Here is a 22720-nt window from a genome sequence, read left to right as displayed (position 1 = left end):
AGCATGCGCGTCTTCACCGACCTCGACGAGTTGAAGGCCGCCGTGGGCGAGACGCTGGGCTCCAGCGCGTGGCGCACGGTGACCCAGGAGCAGGTGAACCAGTTCGCCGAGGCCACCGGCGACCACCAGTGGATCCATGTGGACCCCGAGCGCGCCGCGGCCGGCCCGTTCGGCGGCCCCATCGCGCACGGCTACCTGACGCTGTCGCTGATCCCCGTCCTGTCCTCGGAGATCTTCCGGGTACAGGGCATCCGGATGGGCGTGAACTACGGCGTCAACAAGGTGCGCTTCCCCAGCCCGGTGCCGGTCGGCTCGCGGGTCCGCTCCACCGCGGAGCTGATCGAGGCGGTGACCACCGCCCAGGGGGTGCGCACCACCGTGCGGCACACCATCGAGATCGAAGGCGGGGCCAAGCCGGCCTGCGTGGCGGAGGTGCTTGCCCTCATCGTGCCCTGACGCGCACCCCGGCGGCCGGGCCGGAAGGCCCGGCCCGCCGCCCGGCGCGGAGGGGCGGCGGGCCGGGGACTTCGGCCGTTCCCGCCTCGCGGGTCTTCCGGTCAGCGGTTCTTCGGCCGCTTACGGCCGGTCTCCTCGTCGACCTCGAGTTCGATGCGTTCCTTGCGGACCTCTCCGCCGACGGTTTCCTGCTCGACGATCCTTTCTTTGGTGGCCCGGACCCGCTCGACCGGCGTGGTCTCCTTGGAGACCACGACCTGCTCCTCGGTCAGGATGATCTCCTGCTCGGCCTCGGAGATCTCCGGGCCGCTCAGCGCGGCGTCCCGGTTCTCCGGGGTGATCGGCTCGCGTTCGAGCCGTACTTCCTCGTGCGAGACCGGGACGGTGACCTGCTCCTGTTCGGTGACCACGTATTTGTGCAGCCGTGCCCGGCCGGCCTCGTGGCTTTCGGTGCTGACCCGCAGGTGCTCCTCGGAACGGGTCATCGCGGGGCCTTGCAGGCCGGCGCTCTCGGCACCTGGACGGCCCCGCTCGTGGCGGCCGCTCTCGGCCTGGGGGCGCCCTCGTTCGTGCCGGCCGCCCTCGCGTGCCCGGGCGGGCCCGCCACCGGGCTCGGCCGCTCCGCCCGGCCGGTCGGCGGACTCCCAGGTCCAGTCGATGTCGTAGTACTGGTAGAGCTCGCGTTCCTCGGCGGCGGACAGGTGCCCGCGGGCGTCCACGTCCACGTGGGGCGCGTGCCTGATGCGGTCCTTGTCGTAGCCGACCTCCACGTGGTCGGAGACCAGTTCCGCGGAGCGGGTCGGGACGAAGGTCTCCCTGGTGCCGAACAGCCCCGTCCTGACGCACAGCCACTCCGGACGGCCGGTGGCGTCGTCGAGGAAGACGTGCCGGATGTCGCCGATCTTGTCGCCGTTGGTGTCGTAGACCGTATGGTCCAAGACCTTGGGAATCTGTTCCTGCGTGATCATGTTCGTTCCCCCTTCTTGTTCGATAGGCCCTACCGCGTTTCGTCCGAAATAACCTGTTCGTCCGTTTAAATCCGCAGGTCAACTGCGCATCGGCGTGTCGTGGCGGATCCGGTTCCAAGAGGGGCCCCAAGGGGAACGGCGTGCCGGAGGCCGGAGCATTCCGTGGCTGGAATTTGACTCGCTGTGACCTTCATGCCGGGTATGCCGGAGATCCGGAGCGCCGGGGGCGGGCCGGGAACAACGGACCCTGGACGGCCCGGGCTACAGCGGCTGCCCCGCGGCGGCCGGCCCGGTCGGAGCCGGGGGGATCCGGGCGTTCCAGCCGGTGAGCCGGCCGAAGTCGTCGAACGTGGCGCGGACGGTCCCGCCGCCCGCCGGGCGGGCCTCGATCAGGCCGGGCGCCTGCCGGTAGGGCACCCGGTGGTGGCTGAGGTACCGGGCCAACGTCAGGTCGGAGGCGGTCGGGAACAGCGTCGCGGCATTCACGATCAGCCGGGGCGTGGTGACCGGGTCCCAACCGGCGCGCGGCACCTGTGGGTCGTCCACGTGCAGGTAGGCCGAACCACCGTCGTAACCGGCCCCGATGTAGCCTGCTCCGCCCAGGATCCCGGCCGCGGCCATGGCGATCAGCTCGCCGCCGTGCGCGGCCGGGCCCTCGTACCAGGACAGGTCCACCTCGGGGGTGGTGAACTCCGGGATGCCCAGCCGCTCGCCGGCCTCCCGCACCGCCAGGGTGGGTGCCACCGAGGGGTGCTCGTCGCCGAACTGGTGGTTGGCCCAGCCCCACAGCCAGGTGCGTTCGTGGACGGCGTAGCTGCCCAGCAGGGAGACCCGTACGGTGACACCGCCGCTACTGTACGTCCGGGCGGTCAGATCGGCGTTCCAGTCCTCCCGCGGGAGGAATTCCGCCAGGGTTTCCTGCTGCTGCAGGACCACTGCGGCCAGGGCCGCACCGAGGCGTTCGAAGGCCGGGCTGAATCCAGACATGTCGGGCACATTATCTCAGCTCGGGGGCGCCTTTCGGGCCAGAACCGAAGGGTGATCGATCGCGCGTTACGCTGCCGTAAAGGTACATGGGACGGCGGGCAGGAGCGTGTTCGGTTGGGTGGGCGAGACTGGCCGCGGCGGGTGCGGGCCTGGTTGGCGACGACCACGGTGCTCGCGCTGCTCGGCCCGCCTCTCGGATGGTGGTGGGCGGCGATCGCGCCGCCGGTCCGGGAGATCGTGCTGGACGGCGAGCGTTTCCCGGCCGACCCCGAGTCGCAGGCCATGATCGGCACCGACGGGCGGTACGCCGCGCTCACCCTGGTCGCCGGCCTGCTGAGCGCACTCGTCGCCTACCGGGTCGCCCGGCGCACCGACGGCCGGGACCACGGGCCGGGCACCCCCGGCGAGGACGTGCCGGTCCGCAGACCGGACACCTGGAAGGACGTCCCCGTGCTGCTCGGCCTGCTCGCCGGAGGGCTGCTGGCCGCCTGGCTCGCCTGGCAGGCGGGCCACTACGCCGGCCTGGAGGAGTACCAGAGGGCGCTGCGGGCCGCGGCCGACGGTGACGTCGTCGTCGCCGCCGTCGACCTGCACGCCCGCGGGCTGATGGTGCTGTGGGCGCTCGCCGCCGTGGCCGGGTACGGGACGCTGGAGGCGGTGTTCGGCCGGCTAGACCCGGGCGACGGCGGCGACGGCGGCTCCGGTGAGCCTGATCAGGTCGGCGGGGGAGAGCTCGATCTGCAGACCGCGCCGCCCCGCCGAGACGTAGACGGTCGCGAACCCTGAGGCCGACTCGTCCACGATCGTGGGAAGCCGCCTGCGCTGGCCCAGCGGGCTGATCCCGCCGACCACGTACCCCGTGGCGCGCTCGGCGACCTGCGGGTCGGCCATCTTCGCCCGCTTGCCGCCCGCCGCTCCGGCCAGCGCCTTCAGGTCGAGCGAGGCCGAGACCGGCACCACCCCCACGGTCAGCCGCCCGTCCACCTCGGCCAGCAGGGTCTTGAAGAGCCGTTCCCGCGGTACGCCCAGCGCGTCGGCGACGGCCTCGCCGTAGGACTCGCCGCCTGGGCCGACCTCGTAGGGGTGCAGGGTGTACGCGATGCCGGCCCGCCCGGCGGCGACGGTCGCCGGGGTGCCTTTGGCCTTGGAGCTCATGGCGGGAGTCTGCCCGCAGCCGATCCGCGGTCGCACCCCATTAGTTGGGATGCGCCCCACCGTCGATGAACCCGGTGGCGGGCACCGTCGGCAGCGCCTCCAGCAGCCGGTTCTCCCGGCCGAGCAGGTCCTCCTCGGCGCGCAGCCGGGCCGTCGCGTCGGGCGCCTCCAGCAGCCGCTGCTTCTCGTCGCGGTCGAGCACCATCGCGGCGGCGACCAGGTAGGACAGCCGCACCGGATCGCCGGGCGGGTCGAACGGCGCGGCCGGCTCACCGCCGAACGCCGCCAGCCGGTCCTGGTACCGCCGGAACAGGGCGACGACCCGCCGCGCGACGGCATCCGGCTCGGCGCCCGGCCCGTCCGGCGGGAAGTCCACCTCGGCGCGCAGGTAGGGTGCGGAGCCGTCCACGTCCCTGATCCGGAACCGGCGCCCGCCGACGGTGACGATGTCGAAGCGCCCGTCGTCGCGCGGCGTCACCGTGTGCAGGACGGCGGTGCAGCCCACCGCCGCGAACCGGGGATCATCACCCGGCCCGGCCCGGTGGCCGGGCTCGACCGAGACGACCCCGAACCGGCGCGGTTCGGGCAGGTCCAGCAGGTCGCGCACCAGCAGCCGGTACCGGTCCTCGAAGATGTGCAGCGGCAGCACCAGTCCCGGGAACAGCACGGTGCCCAGCGGAAACAGCGGTAGCCGTTCGGTCACCTCGCCAGCGTACGCCGGAGCGCGCCGCGCCTCACGGCTGGCTCGGCGGGAGCGGCCGGGCTACCGTCGGCCGCATGCGCATCTTCGTCGTCGACTCGTTCACTGACCGCCCCTTCGCGGGCAACCCGGCCGGGGTGTGCCTGCCGGAGGAACCGGTGGGCTCCGGCTGGATGCAGCGGGTCGCCGCCGAGATGCGGCACTCCGAGACCGCCTTCGTCCGGCCCCTCGACCCGCCGGAGGCCGACTACGAACTGCGTTGGTTCACTCCGGTCGTCGAGGTGGACCTGTGCGGCCACGCCACCCTCGCCGCCGCGCACGTGCTGTACGAGACGGGGGCGGTATCCGCGGACCGCCCGATCCGGTTCGCCACCCGCGCCAGCGGGACGCTCGTGGTGCGGCGGGCGCCCGGCGGCCTCGAAATGGACTTCCCCGCCGCATCTGCCACCGCGGTCGAGCCCCCGGAGGGCCTGGCCGCCGCGCTGGGCGCCGCGCTCCGGTGGACCGGCCGCAACGGGCAGGACGACCTGCTGGCCGAGGTCGCCGACGCGGCGACGGTGCGCGCGCTCGCGCCCGACCTGGACGCGCTGGCCGCGTTCGACGCGCGGGGGATCTGCGTCACCGCTCCCGGGGACGCCACGGACCCGGTGGACCCGGTGGACTTCGTGTCCCGCTTCTTCGCCCCGCGGGTCGGCGTCCCCGAGGACCCGGTCACCGGTTCGGCGCACTGCATGCTCGCCCCGTACTGGGCGGCTCGGCTCGGCCGCGACACGCTGACCGGCCGCCAGTTGTCGGCGCGCGGCGGCACCGTGAAGGTCGCCCTGGCCGGGGATCGGGTGCTGCTGACCGGTGCGGCGGTCACCTTCCTGAGCGGCGTGCTCGCACCCGCGGAGGGCCGGGTTCCGTAGACTGGGCGGGTGATCTCCCGTATCGATCTGCGTGGCTCGCTGCCCGGCGACCTGCGCCCCGTCCTGCCCCGCGCCGAACTCGACGTCGAGGCCGCCCTGGAGAAGGTGCGGCTGATCTGCGACGCGGTCCGCCATCGCGGCACGGCGGCGGTGCTGGAGTACACCAGGAGCTTCGACGGCGTCGACCTGGAGTCGACCCGGGTGCCCGCCGGCGCGATCGCCGCGGCGCTGTCCGGCCTCGACCCCGCCGTGCGCGACGCGCTGGAGGAGAGCATCCGGCGGGCCCGCCTGGTCCACCGCGACCAGCGGCGCTCCGACACCACCACCCAGGTGGTGCCCGGCGGCACCGTCACCGAGCGGTGGATCCCGGTCGACCGGGTCGGGCTGTACGTGCCGGGCGGCCGGGCCGTCTACCCCTCCAGCGTGGTCATGAACGTGGTGCCCGCCCAGGAGGCCGGGGTCGGCTCACTGGCCGTCACCTCGCCGCCGCAGCAGGAGTTCGGCGGGCTGCCGCACCCGACCATCCTGGCCGCGTGCGCGCTGCTCGGCGTCGACGAGGTGTACGCCGCGGGTGGCGCGCAGTCCATCGCGATGTTCGCGTACGGCACCGAGGAGTGCCCGCCGGTGAACCTCGTCACCGGGCCCGGCAACATCTGGGTGGCCGCGGCCAAGCGCCACCTCAAGGGCGTGATCGGCATCGACGCCGAGGCCGGCCCGACCGAGATCGCGATCCTGGCCGACGCCACCGCCGACCCGGTGCACGTCGCCGCCGACCTGATCAGCCAGGCCGAGCACGACCCGATGGCCGCCGCGGTGCTGGTCACCGACTCCGCCGAACTCGCCGAGCGGGTGACGGCGGAACTGGCCGTTCAGACGGCCCGCACCAAGCACGCCGAGCGGATCGCCGAGGCGCTGGCCGGCCGGCAGTCCGGCATCGTCCTGGTGGACGACGTCGCGGCCGGCCTCGCGGTGGTCAACGCCTACGCGGCCGAGCACCTGGAGATCCACACCGCGGACGCCCGGGAGGTCGCCGCCCGGGTGCGCAACGCCGGGGCCGTCTTCGTCGGCACCCACGCGCCGGTCTCGCTGGGCGACTACCTCGCCGGGTCCAACCACGTCCTGCCGACCGGCGGCTGCGCCTGCCACTCCTCCGGCCTGTCGGTGCAGTCCTTCCTGCGCGGCGTGCACGTGGTGGAGTACGACGAGGCGGCGCTGGCCGACGCCACCGGCCGGGTGGTCGCCCTCGCCGAGGCTGAGGACCTGCCCGCGCACGGCGCCGCCCTCAAGGCCCGCTTCGGCTGGGAGATCCCCGCATGACCTCCATCGACGACCTGCCGATCCGCGACGACCTGCGCGGGCGCGAACCCTACGGGGCACCGCAGCTCGACGTGCCGGTGCGGCTCAACACCAACGAGAACCCCTACCCGCCGTCGCCGGAGCTGGTGAAGGCGCTGGGCGAGGCCGTGGCCGAGGTGGCCGGCTCGCTCAACCGCTACCCCGACCGGGACGCGACGGAGCTGCGCGCCGACCTCGCGGGGTTCCTGAACGCCGACACCCCGGGCGCCGGACTGACCGCCGACCGGGTGTGGGCGGCCAACGGCTCCAACGAGATCATCCAGCAGATCCTGCAGGCGTTCGGCGGCGCCGGCCGGACCGCGCTGGGCTTCGAGCCGTCCTACTCCATGCATCCGATCATCACCCGGGTGACCGGGACGGCCTGGGTCAACGCCCAGCGCGACGAGGACTTCGGGCTGGACCCCGAGCGGGCGGTGGCGGCGATCGAGGAGCACCGGCCCGACGTGGTCTTCCTCACCTCGCCCAACAACCCGACCGGCACGGCGCTGCCGCTGGAGGCCGTCGAGGCCGTCCTGGCCGCGGCCCCGGGCATGGTGGTGGTCGACGAGGCGTACGGGGAGTTCCGCCGCGAGGACACCCTCTCGGCACTGGAACTGCTGGAGGAGCACCCCCGGCTGATCGTCACCCGCACCATGTCGAAGGCGTTCGCGATGGCTGGCACCCGGCTGGGCTACCTGGCGGCCGACCCGGCGGTGATCGGCGCGCTGCTGCTGGTGCGGCTGCCCTACCACCTGTCGGCGGTCACCCAGGCCGTGGCCCGCACCGCGCTGGCGTACTCGGGCGAGCTGCTGGGTAGTGTCGAGACGTTGCGCCGGGAGCGCGACCTGCTGGTCGGCTGGCTGCGCGGCCAGGGCTTCGAGGTCGCCGACTCCGATGCCAACTTCGCGCTGTTCGGCCGCTTCGCCGACCGGAGCGCGGTCTGGCGGGCGATGCTGGAGCGGGGCGTGCTGGTCCGCGAGGTCGGCCCGCCGCAGTGGCTGCGGGTGACCATCGGCACTTCCGAGGAGATGGCGGCGTTCCGGGCCGCCCTGAAGGAGAGCGTGTGAGCAGGATCGGCCGCGTCGAGCGGGGCACCAAGGAGACCCAGGTCCTCGTCGAGATCGACCTCGACGGCACCGGGCGGGTCGAGGTCGAGACCGGGGTCGGGTTCTTCGACCACATGCTGGCCCAGCTCGGCAAGCACGGCTCCTTCGACCTCACCGTCAAGACCATCGGCGACCTGCACATCGACAGCCACCACACGATCGAGGACACCGCGATCGCGCTGGGCCAGGCGTTCCGCCAGGCGCTGGGCGACAAGGCCGGCATCCGCCGGTTCGCCGACGCGTCGATCCCGCTGGACGAGGCGCTGGCGCAGGTGACCGTCGACATCGCGGGCCGCCCGTACCTGGTGCACAGCGAGCCCGACCGCATGGCGCCGATGATCGGCCCCGACTACGACACCACGCTGACCCGGCACGTCCTGGAGTCGTTCGTGGCGCACGCCCAGATCGCGCTGCACGTCCACGTGCCGTACGGCCGCAACGCCCACCACATCGTGGAGGCGCAGTTCAAGGCGCTCGCCCGGGCGCTGCGCGACGCGGTCGCCTTCGACCCGAAGGTGCACGGCGTCCCCTCGACGAAGGGCGCGCTGTGAAGCCGAAGGTCGTCGTCCTGGACTACGGGTCGGGCAACCTGCGCTCGGCCGAGCGGGCGGTGGCCCGGGCCGGTGCGGACGTCACCGTCACCTCCGACATGGACGCGGCGCTGGCCGCCGACGGCCTGGTGGTGCCGGGTGTGGGCGCGTTCGCCGCGTGCATGGCGGGCCTGCGGGCGGTCCGCGGCGAGCAGATCATCGGCCGCCGGCTGGCCGGCGGCCGCCCGGTGCTGGGCATCTGCGTCGGCATGCAGATCCTGTTCGAGAAGGGCGTCGAGCACGGCGTCACCACCGAGGGCTGCGCCGAGTGGCCCGGCGTCGTCGACCGCCTGAACGCCCCCGTGCTGCCGCACATGGGCTGGAACACCGTCGAGGCCCCCGCGGGCTCGGTGCTGTTCGGCGGCCTGGACGCGGGCACCCGTTTCTACTTCGTGCACTCCTACGCGGCGCGCACCTGGGAACTGCCCCCCGGCCGCCTCACCCCGCCCCTGGTCACCTGGGCCGAACACGGCGACCGCTTCGTCGCCGCCGTCGAGAACGGCGCCCTGTGCGCCACCCAGTTCCACCCGGAGAAGTCCGGCGACGCCGGCGCCCACCTGCTGCACAACTGGCTCACCACACTCTGACGATCATGCCGCTCGTCTCTCCGGCGGGAGTTGGACACGGTATGCGATCGGTGTAGAACCAAGGGTCATTGTGCCGCCGTGAAGGCTCTTGCCTCCTTCACGTATTGCAACGCCGGGGAGCTCACGCTCCCCGGCGTTTTTCGACGAGTTCCGCGTACCGAGGCCATGGGCTCGGTGGTATCGGACGGAAATGCACAACGGGTTCAGGCGTGGTCGGGAGGTGGGCACCGATGGTGTTACCTTCCGCGAGTGAGCAAGGAGCGGGCGCGGCGACGGGCGGAGCGGGCCGCCGCCATCGAGCAGGCGGCAGCGGAGCGGGCGGCCCGCCAGGCCCGGGAGGCTCGTCGGCGGGCCCGATGGCGGTGGCTGGCGGTGCTGGTGCCTCGGCCGGGACGGCAGCCGGGCGGTGTTCTGGCCCGGCGCCGCCGGGTGCAGAACCGGGTCGTCCTCGGGCTCTTCGTCGTGGTGCAGGTGGTCGGCTGGGTGCTGCTGCCGACCTGGACCGCTCGCTTCGCCCTGCTGCTCCTGTCGGTCCTGCTGGTCCCGGTCGTCGTCACCCTGGCCTTCGACCGGCGCCGCTGACCGCGACGCCGGTCAGCCCTCCTCGGTCCAGCCGGCCGAGGAGGACGGCCGGACGGTCAGGGCGATCCGGTCGTAGTGCGAGTAGGTGGGGACGTCGTCGTCCATGGCCAGGACGAGGGCCATCGGGCCCCGGTCCCAGATCTCCCGCCTGACCTCGTCGCCCGGGACGCCGAAGGTCCGGGTGGGCGGGCCGAGCAGCTCTCTGACCAGGGTGCCGACGCGGTCGAACTCGGCGTGGAACTCCTCCGGCCCGGCCTCGGGGCGGCGCGCCCATGCCGCGGAGTAGTCCTCGTCGAGGTCGTCCTCCTCTTCCTCGTCGTCCCAGTCGTCGTCGAGGAGGCCGGGCGGCGGCCAGAGCAGGGCGAACGGCAGCGCGACGAAGGAGTGGGGCTCCGGCGCCTCGCCGGGGTCGGCGGGTGGCGGCTCGCCCAGCTCCAGCTTCCAGCCGGTGGGACCCTCTTCCTCGTCGCCGGCCTCGCCGGCCTCGCCGGGCAGGTGGTGCGGCTCGCCCGGATCCCAGACGACGGGGTCGGGCCCGGCCCAGCCATGGGCGCGGAGGGCGGACTCCACCACCTCCCGGGTCCACGGCCCGTCGGCCAGCACGGCCATCCGGCGCACCCACCCGGCGTCGATCGGGAGCAGCTTCACACTCATGACGCGGACCTTACCGACCAGGGATGACAGAGGTTACGGGCTCGGGGGTTCGGGGTCGATAGGCTTTCCCGCATGACGCTGACCCTTCTTCCCGCCGTTGACGTCGCCGACGGCCAGGCCGTGCGCCTGGTGCAGGGCGAGGCCGGTACCGAGACCTCCTACGGCGCCCCGCTGGACGCCGCGCTGGCCTGGCAGCGGGCCGGGGCCGAGTGGATCCACCTGGTGGACCTCGACGCCGCGTTCGGGCGGGGGTCCAACCGGGAACTGCTGGCCGAGGTGACCGGCAAGCTCGACGTCAAGGTGGAGCTGTCCGGCGGCATCCGCGACGACGCCTCACTGGAGGCCGCGCTGGCCACCGGCTGCGCCCGGGTCAACATCGGCACCGCCGCGCTGGAGGACCCCGAGTGGTGCCGCAAGATCATCGCCTCGCACGGCGACAAGATCGCGGTGGGCCTGGACGTGCGCGGCACCATCCTGGCGGCCCGCGGCTGGACCCGGGAGGGCGGTGACCTGTGGGAGGTGCTCGACCGGCTGGAGGAGGACGGCTGCCCCCGCTACGTCGTCACCGACGTGACCAAGGACGGCACCCTGCGCGGCCCCAACGTCGACCTGCTGCGCGAGGTCTGCGCCCGCACCGACCGCCCGGTGATCGCCTCCGGCGGGGTGTCCTCGCTGGACGACCTGCGCGCCCTGGCCACGCTGGTCCCGGCCGGGGTGGAGGGCGCCATCGTGGGCAAGGCCCTGTACGCCGGGGCGTTCACCCTCGAAGAGGCACTGGCCGCGGTGGCGTCGTGAGCGTGGCGGTGCGGATCATCCCGTGCCTGGACGTCGACGCCGGGCGGGTGGTCAAGGGCGTCAACTTCCAGAACCTGCGCGACGCGGGCGACCCGGTGGAACTGGCCCGGCGCTACGACGCCGAGGGCGCCGACGAGCTGACCTTCCTCGACATCACCGCCTCCAGCGGCGACCGGGCCACCATGTACGACGTGGTCGGCCGCACCGCCGAGCAGGTGTTCATCCCGCTGACCGTGGGCGGCGGGGTGCGTGCGGTGGAGGACATCGACCGGCTGCTGCGCGCCGGGGCCGACAAGGTCTCGATCAACACCGCGGCGATCGCCCGGCCCGAGTTCCTGCGCGAGGCGGCCCACCGGTTCGGCTCGCAGTGCATCGTGCTGTCGGTGGACGCCCGGCGGGTCACCGGCGACACCCGCACGCCCTCGGGCTACGAGGTCACCACGCACGGCGGGCGCCGCGGCACCGGCATCGACGCGATCGACTGGGCCCGCCGCGGCGAGGAACTGGGGGTCGGTGAGATCCTGCTGAACTCCATGGACGCCGACGGCACCAAGGCCGGCTTCGACCTGGAGATGCTCCGGGGCGTCCGCGCGGCGGTGGGCGTCCCGGTGATCGCCAGCGGGGGAGCGGGGGCGATCGAGCACTTCGCCCCGGCGGTGGCGGCGGGCGCGGACGCGGTGCTCGCCGCCAGCGTGTTCCACTTCGGCGAGCTCAAGATCTCCGAGGTGAAGGACTCGATCAGGGCCGCCGGTCACCCGGTGCGCTGACCGCGCGATGAACAGTTCGTGGCCCGTTGTGGACGCGATCTTCCCGAGGCGGTCTGGGCGGTTTAACGTCCGTTTGTGACGCACTTGGACAGACGTGACTTCCTGCGAGTCGGCGGCGCGGGCGCGGCCGGCGCGGTCATGCTCGGCGCGCTGCCGGGCCGGGCCCTGGCGGCCCCCGGCGGACCGTTCCGGCACGGCGTGGCCTCCGGCGACCCACTGCCCGGCTCGGTGATCCTGTGGACCCGGGTGACGCCCACCGAGGACGCCCTGCCCGGCTCGGGCACGGGCCCGGCGGTGGACGTCCGCTGGCAGGTGGCGCGGGACGCCGCCTTCACCGAGGTGGCGGCCTCCGGCACCGTGCGCACGGGCCCGGACCGCGACCACACCGTCAAGGTGGACGTGCGCGGGCTGCACCCCGGCACCGCCTACCACTACCGCTTCCTGGCCGGCGACGTCGCCTCGCCCACGGGCCGCACCCGGACGGCGCCCGCCCCGGGCGCCGACGTCTCCGCACTGCGGTTCGGGGTGGTCTCGTGCTCGAACTGGGAGGCGGGCCACTTCGCCGCGTACCGGCACCTCGCCGCCCGCGCCGACCTGTTCGGGGTGATCCACCTCGGCGACTACCTCTACGAGTACGGGAGCGGCGAGTTCGACGCCGGCGGCACGGTCGTCCGGGCGCACACGCCGGCGCACGAGATCCTCTCCCTGGCCGACTACCGGATGCGGCACGCCCTCTACAAGACCGACCCGGACCTCCAGGCGCTGCACGCCCACCTCCCCTGGATGATCGTCTGGGACGACCACGAGGTGGCCAACGACGCCTGGTCCGGCGGCGCGGAGAACCACGACCCCGCCACCGAGGGCCCCTACGCGGCCCGGCTGGCGGCCTCCCGGCAGGCGTACTTCGAGTGGATGCCGGTCCGGGCCCGGGCCGGCGGCGAGATCTACCGGCGGCTGCGGTTCGGCCGGCTGGCCGAGTTGACCCTGCTCGACCTGCGCAGCCACCGCTCCCAGCAGACGTCCGGGGTGGCGGTCGACGACCCCGCCCGCACCATCACCGGCGCCGCCCAGATGGACTGGCTGAAGTCCGGCCTGTCGGCGAGCGAGACCCGGTGGCGGCTGGTCGGCAACTCGGTGATGATCAGTCCGGTCGCCCTCGGCGCCCAGCCCGCCCACCTGCTGGGCCCGCTGGCCAAGCTGCTCGGCATCCCGCAGGGCGGTGTCCCGATCAACGCCGACCAGTGGGACGGCTACACCACCGACCGGCGGGAACTGCTCGGCCACCTGCACGACGAGCGCATCGACAACACGGTCTTCCTCACCGGGGACATCCACACCTCCTGGGCCAACGACGTGCCGCTCACCGCCGCCACCTACCCGAGGTCGCCCTCGGTGGCCACCGAGATGGTGGTTCCCTCGGTGTCCAGCGACAACATCGACGACATCCTGGGCGTCCCGCCACGTACCGTGTCGCTGCTGGCCGAGGGCCTGCTCGCGGGCACCAACCCGCACGTGCGCTGGGCCGAGCTGGACGCGCACGGGTACGGCGTGATCGACGTGGGGACCGAGCGGGTGCTGATGAACTGGTACGCGCTGTCGGACCGTACCCGCCGCGACGCGACCGTACGGTCGCTGGCGTCGGCCACGGTGGCGAGCGGTTCCCAGCGCCTCACCCGGCTGCGGAGGTGGTGAGCGTCAGCGGGCGGCCGAGCGCGCCAGGTGCCGGGCGATGACCATGCGCTGGATCTGGTTGGTGCCCTCGAAGATCTGCATGACCTTCGCCTCGCGCATGTACCGCTCGACCGGGAAGTCGCGGGTGTAGCCGTACCCGCCCAGCACCTGGACGGCGTCGGTGGTCACCTTCATGGCCGCGTCGGTGGCCACCAGCTTGGCGATGGACGCCTGCCGGGCGAAGTCCAGTCCCTGGTCGCGGCGGCGGGCCGCCGCCAGGTAGGTGGCCCGGGCCGACTCGACCGCGGCGGCCATGTCGGCCAGCAGGAAGCCCAGCCCCTGGTGCTCGATGATCGGGCGGCCGAACTGCCGGCGTTCCGCGGCGTAGGCGACCGCCTCGTCCAGCGCGCCCTGGGCCAGCCCGGTGGCGCACGCGGCGATGCCCAGCCGGCCCGAGTCCAGCGCGGACAGGGCGATCGGGAAGCCCTGCCCCTCGGCGCCGAGCAGCGCGCCGGCGGGCAGCCGGACCCCCTCGAAGATCAGCTGCGCGGTGGTGGACCCGGTCAGCCCCATCTTCCGCTCGGGCGGCCCGAACGTCAGGCCGGCCGGTTCTCCCTGCACGAAGAAGCAGGAGATCCCGCGCGACCCCTCGTCGGAGGTGCGGGCGAACAGCGCGTAGAAGTCGGCCTCGCCGCCGTGCGTGATCCAGCTCTTGGTCCCGTCGATCACGTAGCCGGCGTCGTCCCGCCGGGCCCGGGTGCTCAGCGCCGCCGCGTCCGACCCGGCGTGCGCCTCCGACAGCGCGTACCCGCCGAGCAGTTCGCCGCCCAGCAGGTCCGGTAGCCGCTCACGCTGCGCCGCGTCGCCGTACCGGGCCACCGGGTGGCAGGCCAGCGTGTGCACGCTCACCCCCACGGCCACCGAGGCCCAGACCGCCGCGATCTCCTCCAGCACCTGGAGGTACACCTCGTAGGGCTGGCCGCCGCCGCCCTGCTCCTCGGGGTAGGGCAGCCCGAGCAGCCCGGCCCGGCCGAGCAGCCGGAACGTCTCCCGGGGGAACCGGCCGGCGGCCTCGGCGTCGGCGGCGTGCGGGGCGAGCTCGGCGGCGGCGATCTCGCGGGTGAGCGCGATGAGGTCGGTGGCCTCTGGGGTGGGCATGGTCCGGTCGGCGGGCATGGGGCTCCTCACGTCACCCCCGATGTTAACGGTGATTAACTCCGATCAGCCCGACAGGTCCCGTTCTAGGGGGGTTCGGAAGCGGGGGGTGACGCGGACGTCGCCGAGTTCGGCCCGCAGCCGCCCGGCCGCGATGTCCACCGCGGCGGTGGCCTCGGCGCCCGCGTCGGCCAGCAGTCGGACCGCGATCTCGCCGTCCGCGCGCTGCGCCCAGCCGCCGATGATCCGCCCGTCCCACCACACGGTCGGCCCGATGTTGCCGGTCCGGTCGAACAGGGCGGGGCCGTGCTCGCCGAGGTACCAGTCGCGTCCCGCCCAGCCCATCGCGGTGGGGTCCAGCGCGGGCAGCAGCGCGGCCCGGGGCTCGGGCGCCGGCACCGGTTCCAGGTCGTCGGCGAGCACCAGCCCGGCCGCGCCGTCGTCCAGCCCGACCTCGGCCGTCTCCAGCCCGGCGAGCGCCCGCTTCGTCTCGCCGGCCGTCCACCCGGTCCACCAGCGCAGGTCGGCCACGGTCGCCGGCCCGTACGCCGCCAGCCAGCGCCGGGCCAGCCCGGTCCGTGCGGCCTGGGCGTCCAGCGCCGGGGCGCCGCCCGGCAGCCATGCCTCCACCGGCGCCCAGCGGTACTGGCTGCTCGTCCAGGACCCCAGCGGGCGGCCCCGGACGATCAGCCCCTCGGCGGCCATCAGGCCGATCACCAGGCTGGTGATGTTCTGCGGGCGGGCGTACGCCTTGTCCGGCGGCGGGTGGAGCTGCACCCGCAGCCGGGGCTCGTCCGTGCTCAGCTCGGCGCCGGTCGCCTCGCCCCGGGCGAGCAGCGCCCGGTGCACCGACTCCTCGACCTCGCGCAGCCACCCGCCCGGGTCCGGGCCGACCGCGGTGGTCCCCAGCAGCTGGACCAGGCGGGTCCGCAACCGGACGGCGACCGCGTCCGTGCAACCCGCCTGGACGGACGGCACCAGGCCCACGGGCACCACGAACACGGTGCGGCGCATCCCCAGCATCCGGACCAGCGTGCGGTTGGCGTACAGCGCCCGCTCCACCGCCGGCACCGCCCCCGGCGGGCGCAGCCGGGCGGCCGCGGCGAGGAACACCGAGGCCGGGTCGGTGGCGTGCAGGGCCAGCAGCGCCTCAGCCGCATCCTCGGGCCGGTCGAAGCCCGCCGCCAGCCCGTGCCGCACCGCCAGGCGGGCCCGCCGCTCGGCCGCGTCAAATGTGCGGATCACGTGGCTAGGATCAGCCGCCGCCCCCGCTCCGGGAGATCTTGACGACCACGTTGTCCTGGGTGACCGACTGCACCGCGATGTTGAACCCCTCGGCCTGCTGCTCGCCGTTCACCGGAACGGTGATCTGCTGCCCGGCGACCTTGAGGGTGACGTTGTTGCCCTGCACCCCGACCAGTTCGGCCTTCACCCCCAGGATGGACGCGTTGGCGTCCACCCCGCGGTTGAAGGTCACCGTGCAGTCGTTGAGGGTGCACTGCGTCTGCGCCCCCTCGGAACTGCAGCCGGCGACGCCGCCGAGGGCAAGGAGGGCGAAGGGGAGGACCGCCAGCCGGCGGCGCATGGGGAGGCTCATGCTCGCGAGTCTACGGTCCGGCGGCCCGCCGCACCCTGCCCTGCAGGGGACGGCGTGCCGGCTCCCGGACCCGCCCGAATGGCGGGGGATGTCTCGGGCAGGAAGGGCATATCCATCCCAGCCGTCGAGAGGACGATCATGCGGGCGCTGACCGTCGAGCCGGGCAAGGCCGGCTCCGAGCAGGTGACGGACGTCCCCGAACCCGTCCCGGGCCCCGGAGAGCTGCTGGTACAGGGCATCGCCCTCGGCATCTGCGGCACCGACCGGGAGATCGCCGCGGGCGAGTACGGATCGGCCCCGTCCGGCTCCGAACGGCTGATCCTCGGCCACGAGTCGCTGGGCCGGGTGCTGGAGGTCCCGGCGGACGCGGGCGGCGGGTTCGCCCCCGGCGACCTGGTCGTCGGGATCGTCCGGCGGCCCGACCCGGTGCCCTGCCCGGCCTGCGCGCGCGGCGAGTTCGACATGTGCCGCAACGACCGCTACACCGAGCGCGGCATCAAGGACCGGCACGGGTACGGCTCGCAGCGGTGGACCGTGGAGGCCGACTACGCCGTCAAGATCAACCCTGCCCTGGAGGGCGTCGGCATGCTGATGGAGCCCACCACCATCGTGGCCAAGGCGTGGGAGCAGATCGAACGCATCGGCCACCGCGCCTGGTACGGGCCGCGCCGGGTGCTGGTCACCGGCGCCGGGCCGATCGGGTTGCTGGCCGCGCTGCTCGGTACCCAGCGCGGCCTGGAGGTGCACGTGCTCGACCGGGCCGAATCGGGCCCCAAGCCCGACCTGGTCCGCGACCTGGGCGCCACCTACCACACCGGCGGCATCCCGGAGGTGGCCGCCAAGGCGCTGCCGGACATCATCGTGGAGGCCACCGGCGCCGCGCCGCTGGTCCTGGACGCCATGGAGAACACCTGCCCCGCCGGGATCGTCTGCCTGACCGGGGTGTCCTCGGCCGGCCGGCACCTGGACATCGACGCGGGCGCGGTCAACCGATCACTGGTGCTGGAGAACGACGTGGTCTTCGGCAGCGTCAACGCCAACCGGCGGCACTACGAGGCCGCCGCGGCCGCGCTGGACCGGGCCGACCGGTCCTGGCTGGAACGCCTGATCACCCGCCGGCTGCCGCTGGAGCGGGCCACCGAGGCCTTCCACCCCGAGCACGGCGACGTGAAGGTCGTGCTCGAACTGTGAACGGGGCTCAGCGGTGCGGGCTCAGCGGTGCGGGCTCAGCGGTGCGGGCTCAGTGGTGGTAGCGGGCACCCTCCTCGATCCGGCCGCCGAGCTTCTGCCGCAACTGCTCCAGCGTCTTGGCGTCGCCCACCACCACCCAGCGGGTGCCGACCAGGTACGAGCCGCCCCAGTTCTTGGCCTCGCTGGTCCAGGTCTTCTGCGCCTGGTCGGTGACGAACGTCGCCATCACGTAGCGGCCAGCGCTGGTCTGGCAGTTGGCCTGCCGCAACTCGTCGGCCCGGCGCTCGCCCTGCGGGGTGCAGCCGGTACGGGAGGCGAGCTGTTCCAGGGTCGCGGGGGCGGGCTTCGCCTCCGGCCCGGACTCCTTACCGCTGCAGCCGGCCGCGAGCGCGAGAGCGGTCATCACCAGGCCGCCGTGCAGAAGTGCCTTTCCGTACCGTCGCATCGCCGTCCTCCAGGGAGATCGCAGTTCCCCCGGGGGTACGCGGCACGGCACGGGAAGGTTCAGGGCCTGGGGGAGTGTTCTCGCCGGATCAGTTCAGGCCTGCGCGGTCCACTCCGCTCACTCGTCAGTTCAGGCGGGTGCCGGCGGTGGTGCGGACCTCGGACGACTCGGCGGGGTCGGTGTGCAGCCGGGCCAGCCGGAAGCGGGTGTCCTCGGTGAGCGGGCCGGTCTCCACGGCGGTGCGGCGCACGTCCTCCTCGCAGTCCCACAGTCCCTCGACGACGTAGGACTCGGCGGTGTGCGGAGCGGTGCGGGTCAGCGCGGTCAGAATCCGCGGGCGCAGGTAGGAGTAATCGGTCTCGGTCCAGGCGGTCTTCAGGAGGGGGACGGCGGCCCCGGCACGCAATCGGCCCAACCCCTCCACCGGCGCGGCGGCGGCCCCCCACGCGCCCCGCTCCAGGGCCGTCTGGAACTGGTCCATCAGGACCGGGACGTCCTGCTGCGTGCCGTACCGCGCCAGGATGCACAGCGCGAGTTGCTCACACCCCGAGTGTGCCCGAGCCCAGGCCCGGGCCCGGGGCAGCGCCGCCGAACCGTACTCGCGCAACGCCCGGCACACCGCCCCGCCCAACCGGCCGGACCGCTGGGGCAGCAACTCCTCCGCCAGGTCGAACAGGGCCGGCGCACGTCTGCGCCCCAGCTCGAAAATGGCCGCGACGGCGCCCTCGTCGCGCCGCCGGGCCAGGTCGAGGAGCTCGGATTCGGAACTGTCGGATCGGTCGGGCCCCGCCGGACCTCGCCGGGGTCGCGCGGCCGCCGGCCGGGCGGCCCGCCGGGCCAGTGCCGCCGCGATCCGTGGCTGCCGCCCGGCCCAGTCGGCGATCACCGGATTCGACGGATCGAGGATCAGCCAGTCGAGGTCGGGCTCGTCGCATCGGGCGGCGATCGTCTCGGCCACTCCGCCGGTCAGCCCGGGGTCGCGCAGCTCCACCAGGACGTCGACCGCCTCGAACCAGTGATGGCCCTCCAGGGCGTACTCGCGCAACGGCCCGGCGGCCTCCCGGCGGCTCAACCGGACGAGATCGGCGAGCACGTCGAGGGCGAGCCGCACCCGGCCCTCGTCCGGGTCGGCGTGGTCGACCGGATCGAGCAGGTGGCCGGCGAGCGGCCCGGTCGGTAGCTCCAGGTCGACCATCAGCCGGGCGTAGTACAGGGACCGCGACTCGCATTGGTGGTCCCAGCGCGGATCGCGGCGCACACAGTCGTAGACGAGTTCTCCCGCGCCGGGATGCCCGGCGGCCCGCCGAGCGGCTCGGCCCAGCCCGCGCTGCAACTGTCCGTGCAGCGTGTCCGCAGATTCCCTCACGACCTCGTCCACCTCAGCAGGATGCGCACTCGACTACATAACGGGCAAGTCCTTTAGCCCATCGATGTCGGTGAATCGTCAGAGCCTGCGCTGGGCGGCCCAGGAGGCGTACAGGTCAGCGTAGACGCCCGGCACCGCGACGAGCTCGGCGTGCGTGCCCCGCTGCGCGATCCGCCCCTCGTCGAACACGATGACGTCGTCGGCGGCCTCCGCGGTCGACAGCCGGTGCGCGATCGTGATCGCCGTGCGGCCCCGGGTGACGCCCTCCAGCGCACGCTGGATGCGCACGTCGGTGGCCGGATCGACCGACGAGGTGGCCTCGTCCAGGACCAGCAGGTCGGGGTCGGCGACATAGGCGCGGGCCAGCGCCACCAGCTGCCGTTCACCGGCCGACAGCGACTCGCCCCGCTGCCCGACCGGCGTCTCCAGACCCCGGGGCAGGCCCGCCAGCCAGTCGGCCAGCCCCAGCTCGCCCACGGCCGCCCGCAGGTCGTCGTCGGTCGCCTCCGGCCGGCCGTAGCGGATGTTGTCGGCCAGCGTGGCGTCGAACAGGAACCCGTCCTGCGGCACCATCACGATCCGCTCCCGCAGCGACGAGAACCGCACCTGCCGCAGCGGCACCCCGTCGATCAAGATCCGGCCGGAGGTGGGGTCCATCAGCCGGGTCAGCAGCTTGGCGAACGTGGTCTTGCCCGAACCGGTCTCGCCCACCACGGCCACCCGCGATCGTGGCGGGATGCCGACCGTCACGTCGTGCAGCACCACCGGGCCCGGGCCGCCGCCCTCGGCCGGGTAGGCGAACTCCACGTCCTCGAACCGGACCTCGATCGGCCCGCGCGGCGGCTCGCGCCCGGCCGGTCCGGGGTCGGCCACGTCCGGCTCGGTGTCGAGCACCCCGAGCACCCGCCGCCAGCCGGCGATCGCGTTCTGCGCCTCGTTCAGCACCTCGGTCGCCACCTGCATCGGCCCGACGAACAGCGTGATCAGGAACAGGAACGCCACCAGCTCGCCCGCGGTCAGGTGCCCGCCGATGCCCAGCAGGGTGCCCGCCACCACCACGGCCGCGGTGGCGATCGCCGCCACCAACTCGCTGGTCGGGAAGGTCAGCGCCACCAGCCCCTGGGCCTTGGCCTGCGCCTTGCGGTAGTGCTCGACGGAGGCGTCCACCCGCTCGGCGGTGCGCTCCTCGGCGCCGTACGCCCGGATCACCGAGGCGCCGACCACCGACTCGCTCACCGCCGACAGCAGGTCGCCGACCCGCTCCCGCACCGCGGTGTACGCGGCGGAGATCAGCCGCTGGAACCAGCGCAGCGCGAACGCCAGCGGCAGGAACGACGCCCACACCAGCAGCGCGAGCTGCCAGGAGTAGATCGCCATCAGGACGCTGGCCACCACCAGCTGACCCGACGCCACGATGATCATCAGCCCGCCCCACTGCATGAACTGGCTGATCTGGTCGACGTCGCTCGTCACGCGGGACACCAGCGCGCCCCGCCGTTCGCTGCTCTGGGTGAGCATCGACAGGTCGTGCACGTGCCGGAAGGCCCGCACCCGCAGCGCGGCCAGCCCGGTCTCGCTGCTCCGGTACAGCCGCACGTTCATCGCGTACGCCGCCACGGTGGTGATCAGCACGACCAGCGCGCAGGCGGGCACCGCCACCTGCACGAAAGCCACGTCCGGCCCGCCGGGCGCCGCGACGCCCCGGTCGATCGTCAGCTGCACGGCCACCGGGATGACCACCCGGCCGACCGTGGCCACCAGCGCGAGCAGCAGCGTGCCGGTCAGCCCGGCCAGGAACTCGGGGTTGTCCCGCAGCCCCCGGCGCAGCGTGCTCAGCGCCCCCTCGCGGACCGCGGTCTCGCTCAGCGTCGTCACGTCAGCGCCTCCTCGGTGCCCTCCGCCCCGGCGCGCTCGGCTTCGGCGCGGTCGTAGGCGTTGACCAGCTCGCGGTAGCCCGCCGAGCGTTCCAGCAACTCCTCGTGCGTGCCGCGGTCGACGACCCGGCCCCGGTCGAGGTGGACGACCTCGTCGGCCAGCGCGATGGTGGCCTTGCGGTACGCCACGACGATCACCGTGGCGCCGCCCCCGGCCTGCGCCTCCCGCAGCCCGCCCAGGATGCGCGCCTCCACCTGCGGGTCCACGCTCGACGTCGCGTCGTCGAGGACCAGCAGCCGGGGCCGGCGGACCAGGGCACGGGCCAGCGCCAGCCGCTGGCGCTGGCCGCCCGACAGGGTGGTGCCGCGCTCTCCGACCCGGGTGTCGAGGCCCTGCGGCAGGGCGGCCACGAACCCGTCGGCCTGGGCCAGCCGCAGCGCCTCCCACACCTGCTCGTCCGGCGTCTCGCGGCCCAGCGTCACGTTGCCGCGCACGGTGTCGTCGAACAGGAAGGTCTGCTGGGGGACCAGCGCGGCGGTCGCGGCGACACCGCCGCGGCGCAGGTCCCGGACGTCCACCCCGTCGAGCAGCACCGACCCGTCAGCCGGGTCCACCAGCCGGACGAGCAGCCCGGTCAGCGTCGACTTGCCCGAGCCGGTCGGCCCGACGATCGCGACGGTCCGGCCCGCGGCGGCGCCGAAGGTGACGTCGTGCAGTATGTCGTGCGGCGTGTCGCCGTCCTCCCCGTAGCCGAACCGCACCGCGCGCACCTGCAGGGAGGCCGCCGCGTCGCCGGCGGGCTCGGCCGTCCCGTACGGCAGCGAGCCCCCGGCGTCGAGCACCCCCCGCACCCGGTGCCAGCCGACGACGCTGCGCGGCACCTCGGCCAGCACCCAGCCCAGCGCCCGGATCGGCCAGGCGAGCAGGGTGAACAGGTACGCCACGTGCACCAGGTCGCCGGCGTCCATCGCGCCCGACCGCATCCGGACGGTGCCGACGAGCAGGACGGCCAGCACGCCGAGGCCGGGCAGGGCCTCCAGCAGCGGGTCGAACAGGCCGCGCACCCGGCCGACCCGGACGTTGGCGTCCCGCAGTTGCCGGGCGCGCTCGGCGAACCGCTGGGTCTCGGAGTCCTCACGGCCCAGCGTCTTGACGACCAGCCCGCCCTCGAAGCTCTCGTGCGCCACCTCGCTCACCTCGGCGCGCAACTGCTGCGCGCGGGCGGCGAGCGGGGAGAGCCGGCGCTGGTAGATCACGTTGAGCAGGGCGATCGCCGGGAAGACCAGGAAGCCGACCAGCGCCACCATGACGTCGGCCACCAGGAGCGCGCCGGCCGCGATGACGAGCATGAAGACCACGCCGACCGCCATCGGCAGCGGGGCGATGGGGGCCCACACGGCCTCGACGTCGGCGTTCGCGTTCGACAGCAGTTGCCCGGTCGGGTGCCGGTGGTGCCAGGCCAGCGGGAGCCGCAGGTACTGGCGGGTGACCTCGCGCCGGTAGCGGGCCTGCATCCGGTACTGCATCAGCCCCGCGTAGAACCGCCGGCCGGCCACCCCGAGCGCCTTGAGCAGCGCCACACCCACGATGAGCACGGCCGCGCCGGCCAGCGCGCCCGCCCCGGTCTCGCCCGAGCGGAAGGCCGGGAGCATGACCTCGTCGGTCGCCCGGCCGAGCACCCAGGCGCTGGCCACGGTCATCACCGCGTACAGCCCGCTGGCCGCGACCGACAGGGCGAAGACGCGGGGCTCGGCCTTGACCGCGACCCAGAGCACACCCAAGCCCTCGCGCAGAATGCCGGGATTCACCCGTGACGGCACGTGGTCCTCC

General features: G+C 73.8%; 24 protein-coding genes. 12 read left to right on the top strand and 12 right to left on the bottom strand.

Annotated features, from left to right (window positions below; all coding sequences use genetic code 11):
- Positions 1-3: 3 nt before the first annotated feature.
- Positions 4-456: a MaoC family dehydratase gene (locus DPM19_RS06505; protein ID WP_111863849.1), complete on the top strand. Its 453-nt coding sequence runs from the start codon at positions 4-6 to the stop codon at positions 454-456.
- Between the two features lie 101 nt (positions 457-557).
- On the opposite strand, the gene DPM19_RS06500 is transcribed toward DPM19_RS06505, so the two are convergent.
- Together DPM19_RS06500 and DPM19_RS06495 are read right to left on the bottom strand one after the other, a co-directional pair.
- Positions 558-1424, bottom strand: a complete 867-nt coding sequence (locus tag DPM19_RS06500) for a DUF2382 domain-containing protein (protein WP_111863848.1) — start codon at positions 1422-1424, stop codon at positions 558-560.
- A gap of 261 nt (positions 1425-1685) precedes the next feature.
- On the bottom strand, positions 1686-2411 hold the full coding sequence (locus DPM19_RS06495; RefSeq protein WP_111863847.1) for a DUF6882 domain-containing protein: 726 nt from the start codon (positions 2409-2411) through the stop codon (positions 1686-1688).
- A gap of 114 nt (positions 2412-2525) precedes the next feature.
- Between DPM19_RS06495 and DPM19_RS34740 the strand changes: the two genes are divergently transcribed.
- Positions 2526-3197: a hypothetical protein gene (locus DPM19_RS34740; RefSeq protein ID WP_233509895.1), complete on the top strand. Its 672-nt coding sequence runs from the start codon at positions 2526-2528 to the stop codon at positions 3195-3197.
- Here DPM19_RS34740 and ybaK read toward each other — a convergent pair.
- The gene (gene ybaK / locus DPM19_RS06490) at positions 3081-3566 is read right to left on the bottom strand and encodes a Cys-tRNA(Pro) deacylase (protein ID WP_111863846.1); all 486 of its coding nucleotides are present in this window, start codon (positions 3564-3566) and stop codon (positions 3081-3083) included. The genes DPM19_RS34740 and ybaK overlap by 117 nt on opposite strands.
- 40 nt (positions 3567-3606) lie before the next feature.
- A complete protein-coding gene (locus DPM19_RS06485) occupies positions 3607-4269 on the bottom strand; it encodes an LON peptidase substrate-binding domain-containing protein (RefSeq protein ID WP_111863845.1) in 663 nt (220 codons plus the stop codon).
- Positions 4270-4343: 74 nt separating this feature from the next.
- Here DPM19_RS06485 and DPM19_RS06480 point away from each other — a divergent pair, with 74 nt between their 5' ends.
- The 6 genes from DPM19_RS06480 to DPM19_RS06455 all read left to right on the top strand — a co-directional run bounded on the left by DPM19_RS06480 (position 4344) and on the right by DPM19_RS06455 (position 9374).
- Complete coding sequence (locus tag DPM19_RS06480; protein WP_111863844.1) at positions 4344-5174, top strand: PhzF family phenazine biosynthesis protein; 831 nt, start codon at positions 4344-4346, stop codon at positions 5172-5174.
- 9 nt (positions 5175-5183) lie between these two features.
- Positions 5184-6491, top strand: a complete 1308-nt coding sequence (gene hisD, locus DPM19_RS06475; RefSeq protein ID WP_111863843.1) for a histidinol dehydrogenase — start codon at positions 5184-5186, stop codon at positions 6489-6491.
- The gene (locus tag DPM19_RS06470; RefSeq protein WP_111863842.1) at positions 6488-7576 is read left to right on the top strand and encodes a histidinol-phosphate transaminase; all 1089 of its coding nucleotides are present in this window, start codon (positions 6488-6490) and stop codon (positions 7574-7576) included. The genes hisD and DPM19_RS06470 overlap by 4 nt, the downstream gene beginning before the upstream one ends.
- The gene (gene hisB, locus DPM19_RS06465) at positions 7573-8166 is read left to right on the top strand and encodes an imidazoleglycerol-phosphate dehydratase HisB (RefSeq protein ID WP_111863841.1); all 594 of its coding nucleotides are present in this window, start codon (positions 7573-7575) and stop codon (positions 8164-8166) included. Before DPM19_RS06470 ends, hisB begins: the two co-directional genes overlap by 4 nt.
- Positions 8163-8792, top strand: a complete 630-nt coding sequence (gene hisH / locus DPM19_RS06460; protein ID WP_111863840.1) for an imidazole glycerol phosphate synthase subunit HisH — start codon at positions 8163-8165, stop codon at positions 8790-8792. Before hisB ends, hisH begins: the two co-directional genes overlap by 4 nt.
- Positions 8793-9041: 249 nt before the next feature.
- The gene (locus DPM19_RS06455; RefSeq protein WP_111863839.1) at positions 9042-9374 is read left to right on the top strand and encodes a hypothetical protein; all 333 of its coding nucleotides are present in this window, start codon (positions 9042-9044) and stop codon (positions 9372-9374) included.
- Between the two features lie 12 nt (positions 9375-9386).
- Here the strand turns inward: DPM19_RS06455 and DPM19_RS06450 are convergent, their stop codons facing one another.
- A complete protein-coding gene (locus DPM19_RS06450; protein WP_146778754.1) occupies positions 9387-10028 on the bottom strand; it encodes a hypothetical protein in 642 nt (213 codons plus the stop codon).
- Positions 10029-10100: 72 nt separating this feature from the next.
- On the opposite strand from DPM19_RS06450, the gene priA reads away from it, so the two are divergent.
- From priA to DPM19_RS06435, 3 genes are all read left to right on the top strand, one after another.
- Positions 10101-10823: a bifunctional 1-(5-phosphoribosyl)-5-((5-phosphoribosylamino)methylideneamino)imidazole-4-carboxamide isomerase/phosphoribosylanthranilate isomerase PriA gene (gene priA / locus DPM19_RS06445; protein WP_111863837.1), complete on the top strand. Its 723-nt coding sequence runs from the start codon at positions 10101-10103 to the stop codon at positions 10821-10823.
- The gene (gene hisF, locus DPM19_RS06440; protein ID WP_111863836.1) at positions 10820-11590 is read left to right on the top strand and encodes an imidazole glycerol phosphate synthase subunit HisF; all 771 of its coding nucleotides are present in this window, start codon (positions 10820-10822) and stop codon (positions 11588-11590) included. The genes priA and hisF overlap by 4 nt, the downstream gene beginning before the upstream one ends.
- A gap of 75 nt (positions 11591-11665) precedes the next feature.
- Positions 11666-13282, top strand: a complete 1617-nt coding sequence (locus tag DPM19_RS06435) for an alkaline phosphatase D family protein (RefSeq protein WP_199484888.1) — start codon at positions 11666-11668, stop codon at positions 13280-13282.
- A gap of 3 nt (positions 13283-13285) precedes the next feature.
- On the opposite strand, the gene DPM19_RS06430 is transcribed toward DPM19_RS06435, so the two are convergent.
- The 3 genes from DPM19_RS06430 to DPM19_RS06420 are packed head-to-tail and all read right to left on the bottom strand — an operon-like array spanning position 13286 to position 16013.
- The gene (locus DPM19_RS06430; protein ID WP_111863835.1) at positions 13286-14437 is read right to left on the bottom strand and encodes an acyl-CoA dehydrogenase family protein; all 1152 of its coding nucleotides are present in this window, start codon (positions 14435-14437) and stop codon (positions 13286-13288) included.
- A gap of 45 nt (positions 14438-14482) precedes the next feature.
- A complete protein-coding gene (locus DPM19_RS06425) occupies positions 14483-15661 on the bottom strand; it encodes a winged helix DNA-binding domain-containing protein (RefSeq protein ID WP_233509894.1) in 1179 nt (392 codons plus the stop codon).
- A gap of 10 nt (positions 15662-15671) precedes the next feature.
- The gene (locus DPM19_RS06420; protein WP_111863834.1) at positions 15672-16013 is read right to left on the bottom strand and encodes a hypothetical protein; all 342 of its coding nucleotides are present in this window, start codon (positions 16011-16013) and stop codon (positions 15672-15674) included.
- 138 nt (positions 16014-16151) lie between these two features.
- Here DPM19_RS06420 and DPM19_RS06415 point away from each other — a divergent pair, with 138 nt between their 5' ends.
- Complete coding sequence (locus tag DPM19_RS06415) at positions 16152-17204, top strand: glucose 1-dehydrogenase (RefSeq protein ID WP_111863833.1); 1053 nt, start codon at positions 16152-16154, stop codon at positions 17202-17204.
- Between the two features lie 49 nt (positions 17205-17253).
- Here DPM19_RS06415 and DPM19_RS06410 read toward each other — a convergent pair whose 3' ends face one another.
- The 4 genes from DPM19_RS06410 to DPM19_RS06395 all read right to left on the bottom strand — a co-directional run bounded on the left by DPM19_RS06410 (position 17254) and on the right by DPM19_RS06395 (position 22710).
- On the bottom strand, positions 17254-17649 hold the full coding sequence (locus tag DPM19_RS06410; protein WP_111863832.1) for a hypothetical protein: 396 nt from the start codon (positions 17647-17649) through the stop codon (positions 17254-17256).
- A gap of 124 nt (positions 17650-17773) precedes the next feature.
- Positions 17774-19027, bottom strand: a complete 1254-nt coding sequence (locus DPM19_RS06405; RefSeq protein WP_111863831.1) for a hypothetical protein — start codon at positions 19025-19027, stop codon at positions 17774-17776.
- 66 nt (positions 19028-19093) lie between these two features.
- Complete coding sequence (locus DPM19_RS06400) at positions 19094-20890, bottom strand: ABC transporter ATP-binding protein (protein ID WP_111863830.1); 1797 nt, start codon at positions 20888-20890, stop codon at positions 19094-19096.
- Positions 20887-22710 carry an ABC transporter ATP-binding protein gene (locus DPM19_RS06395; RefSeq protein WP_233509889.1) on the bottom strand — a complete coding sequence of 608 codons (1824 nt, stop codon included), beginning with the start codon at positions 22708-22710 and terminating at the stop codon, positions 20887-20889. Before DPM19_RS06395 ends, DPM19_RS06400 begins: the two co-directional genes overlap by 4 nt.
- Between the last annotated feature and the right edge of the window lie 10 nt (positions 22711-22720).

The organism is Actinomadura craniellae, from assembly GCF_003289645.1.
Lineage (GTDB): Bacteria > Actinomycetota > Actinomycetes > Streptosporangiales > Streptosporangiaceae > Actinomadura_D > Actinomadura_D craniellae.
The sequence above is the reverse complement of the archived record's forward strand: the minus strand, read 5'-3'. Positions and strand labels throughout refer to the sequence as shown.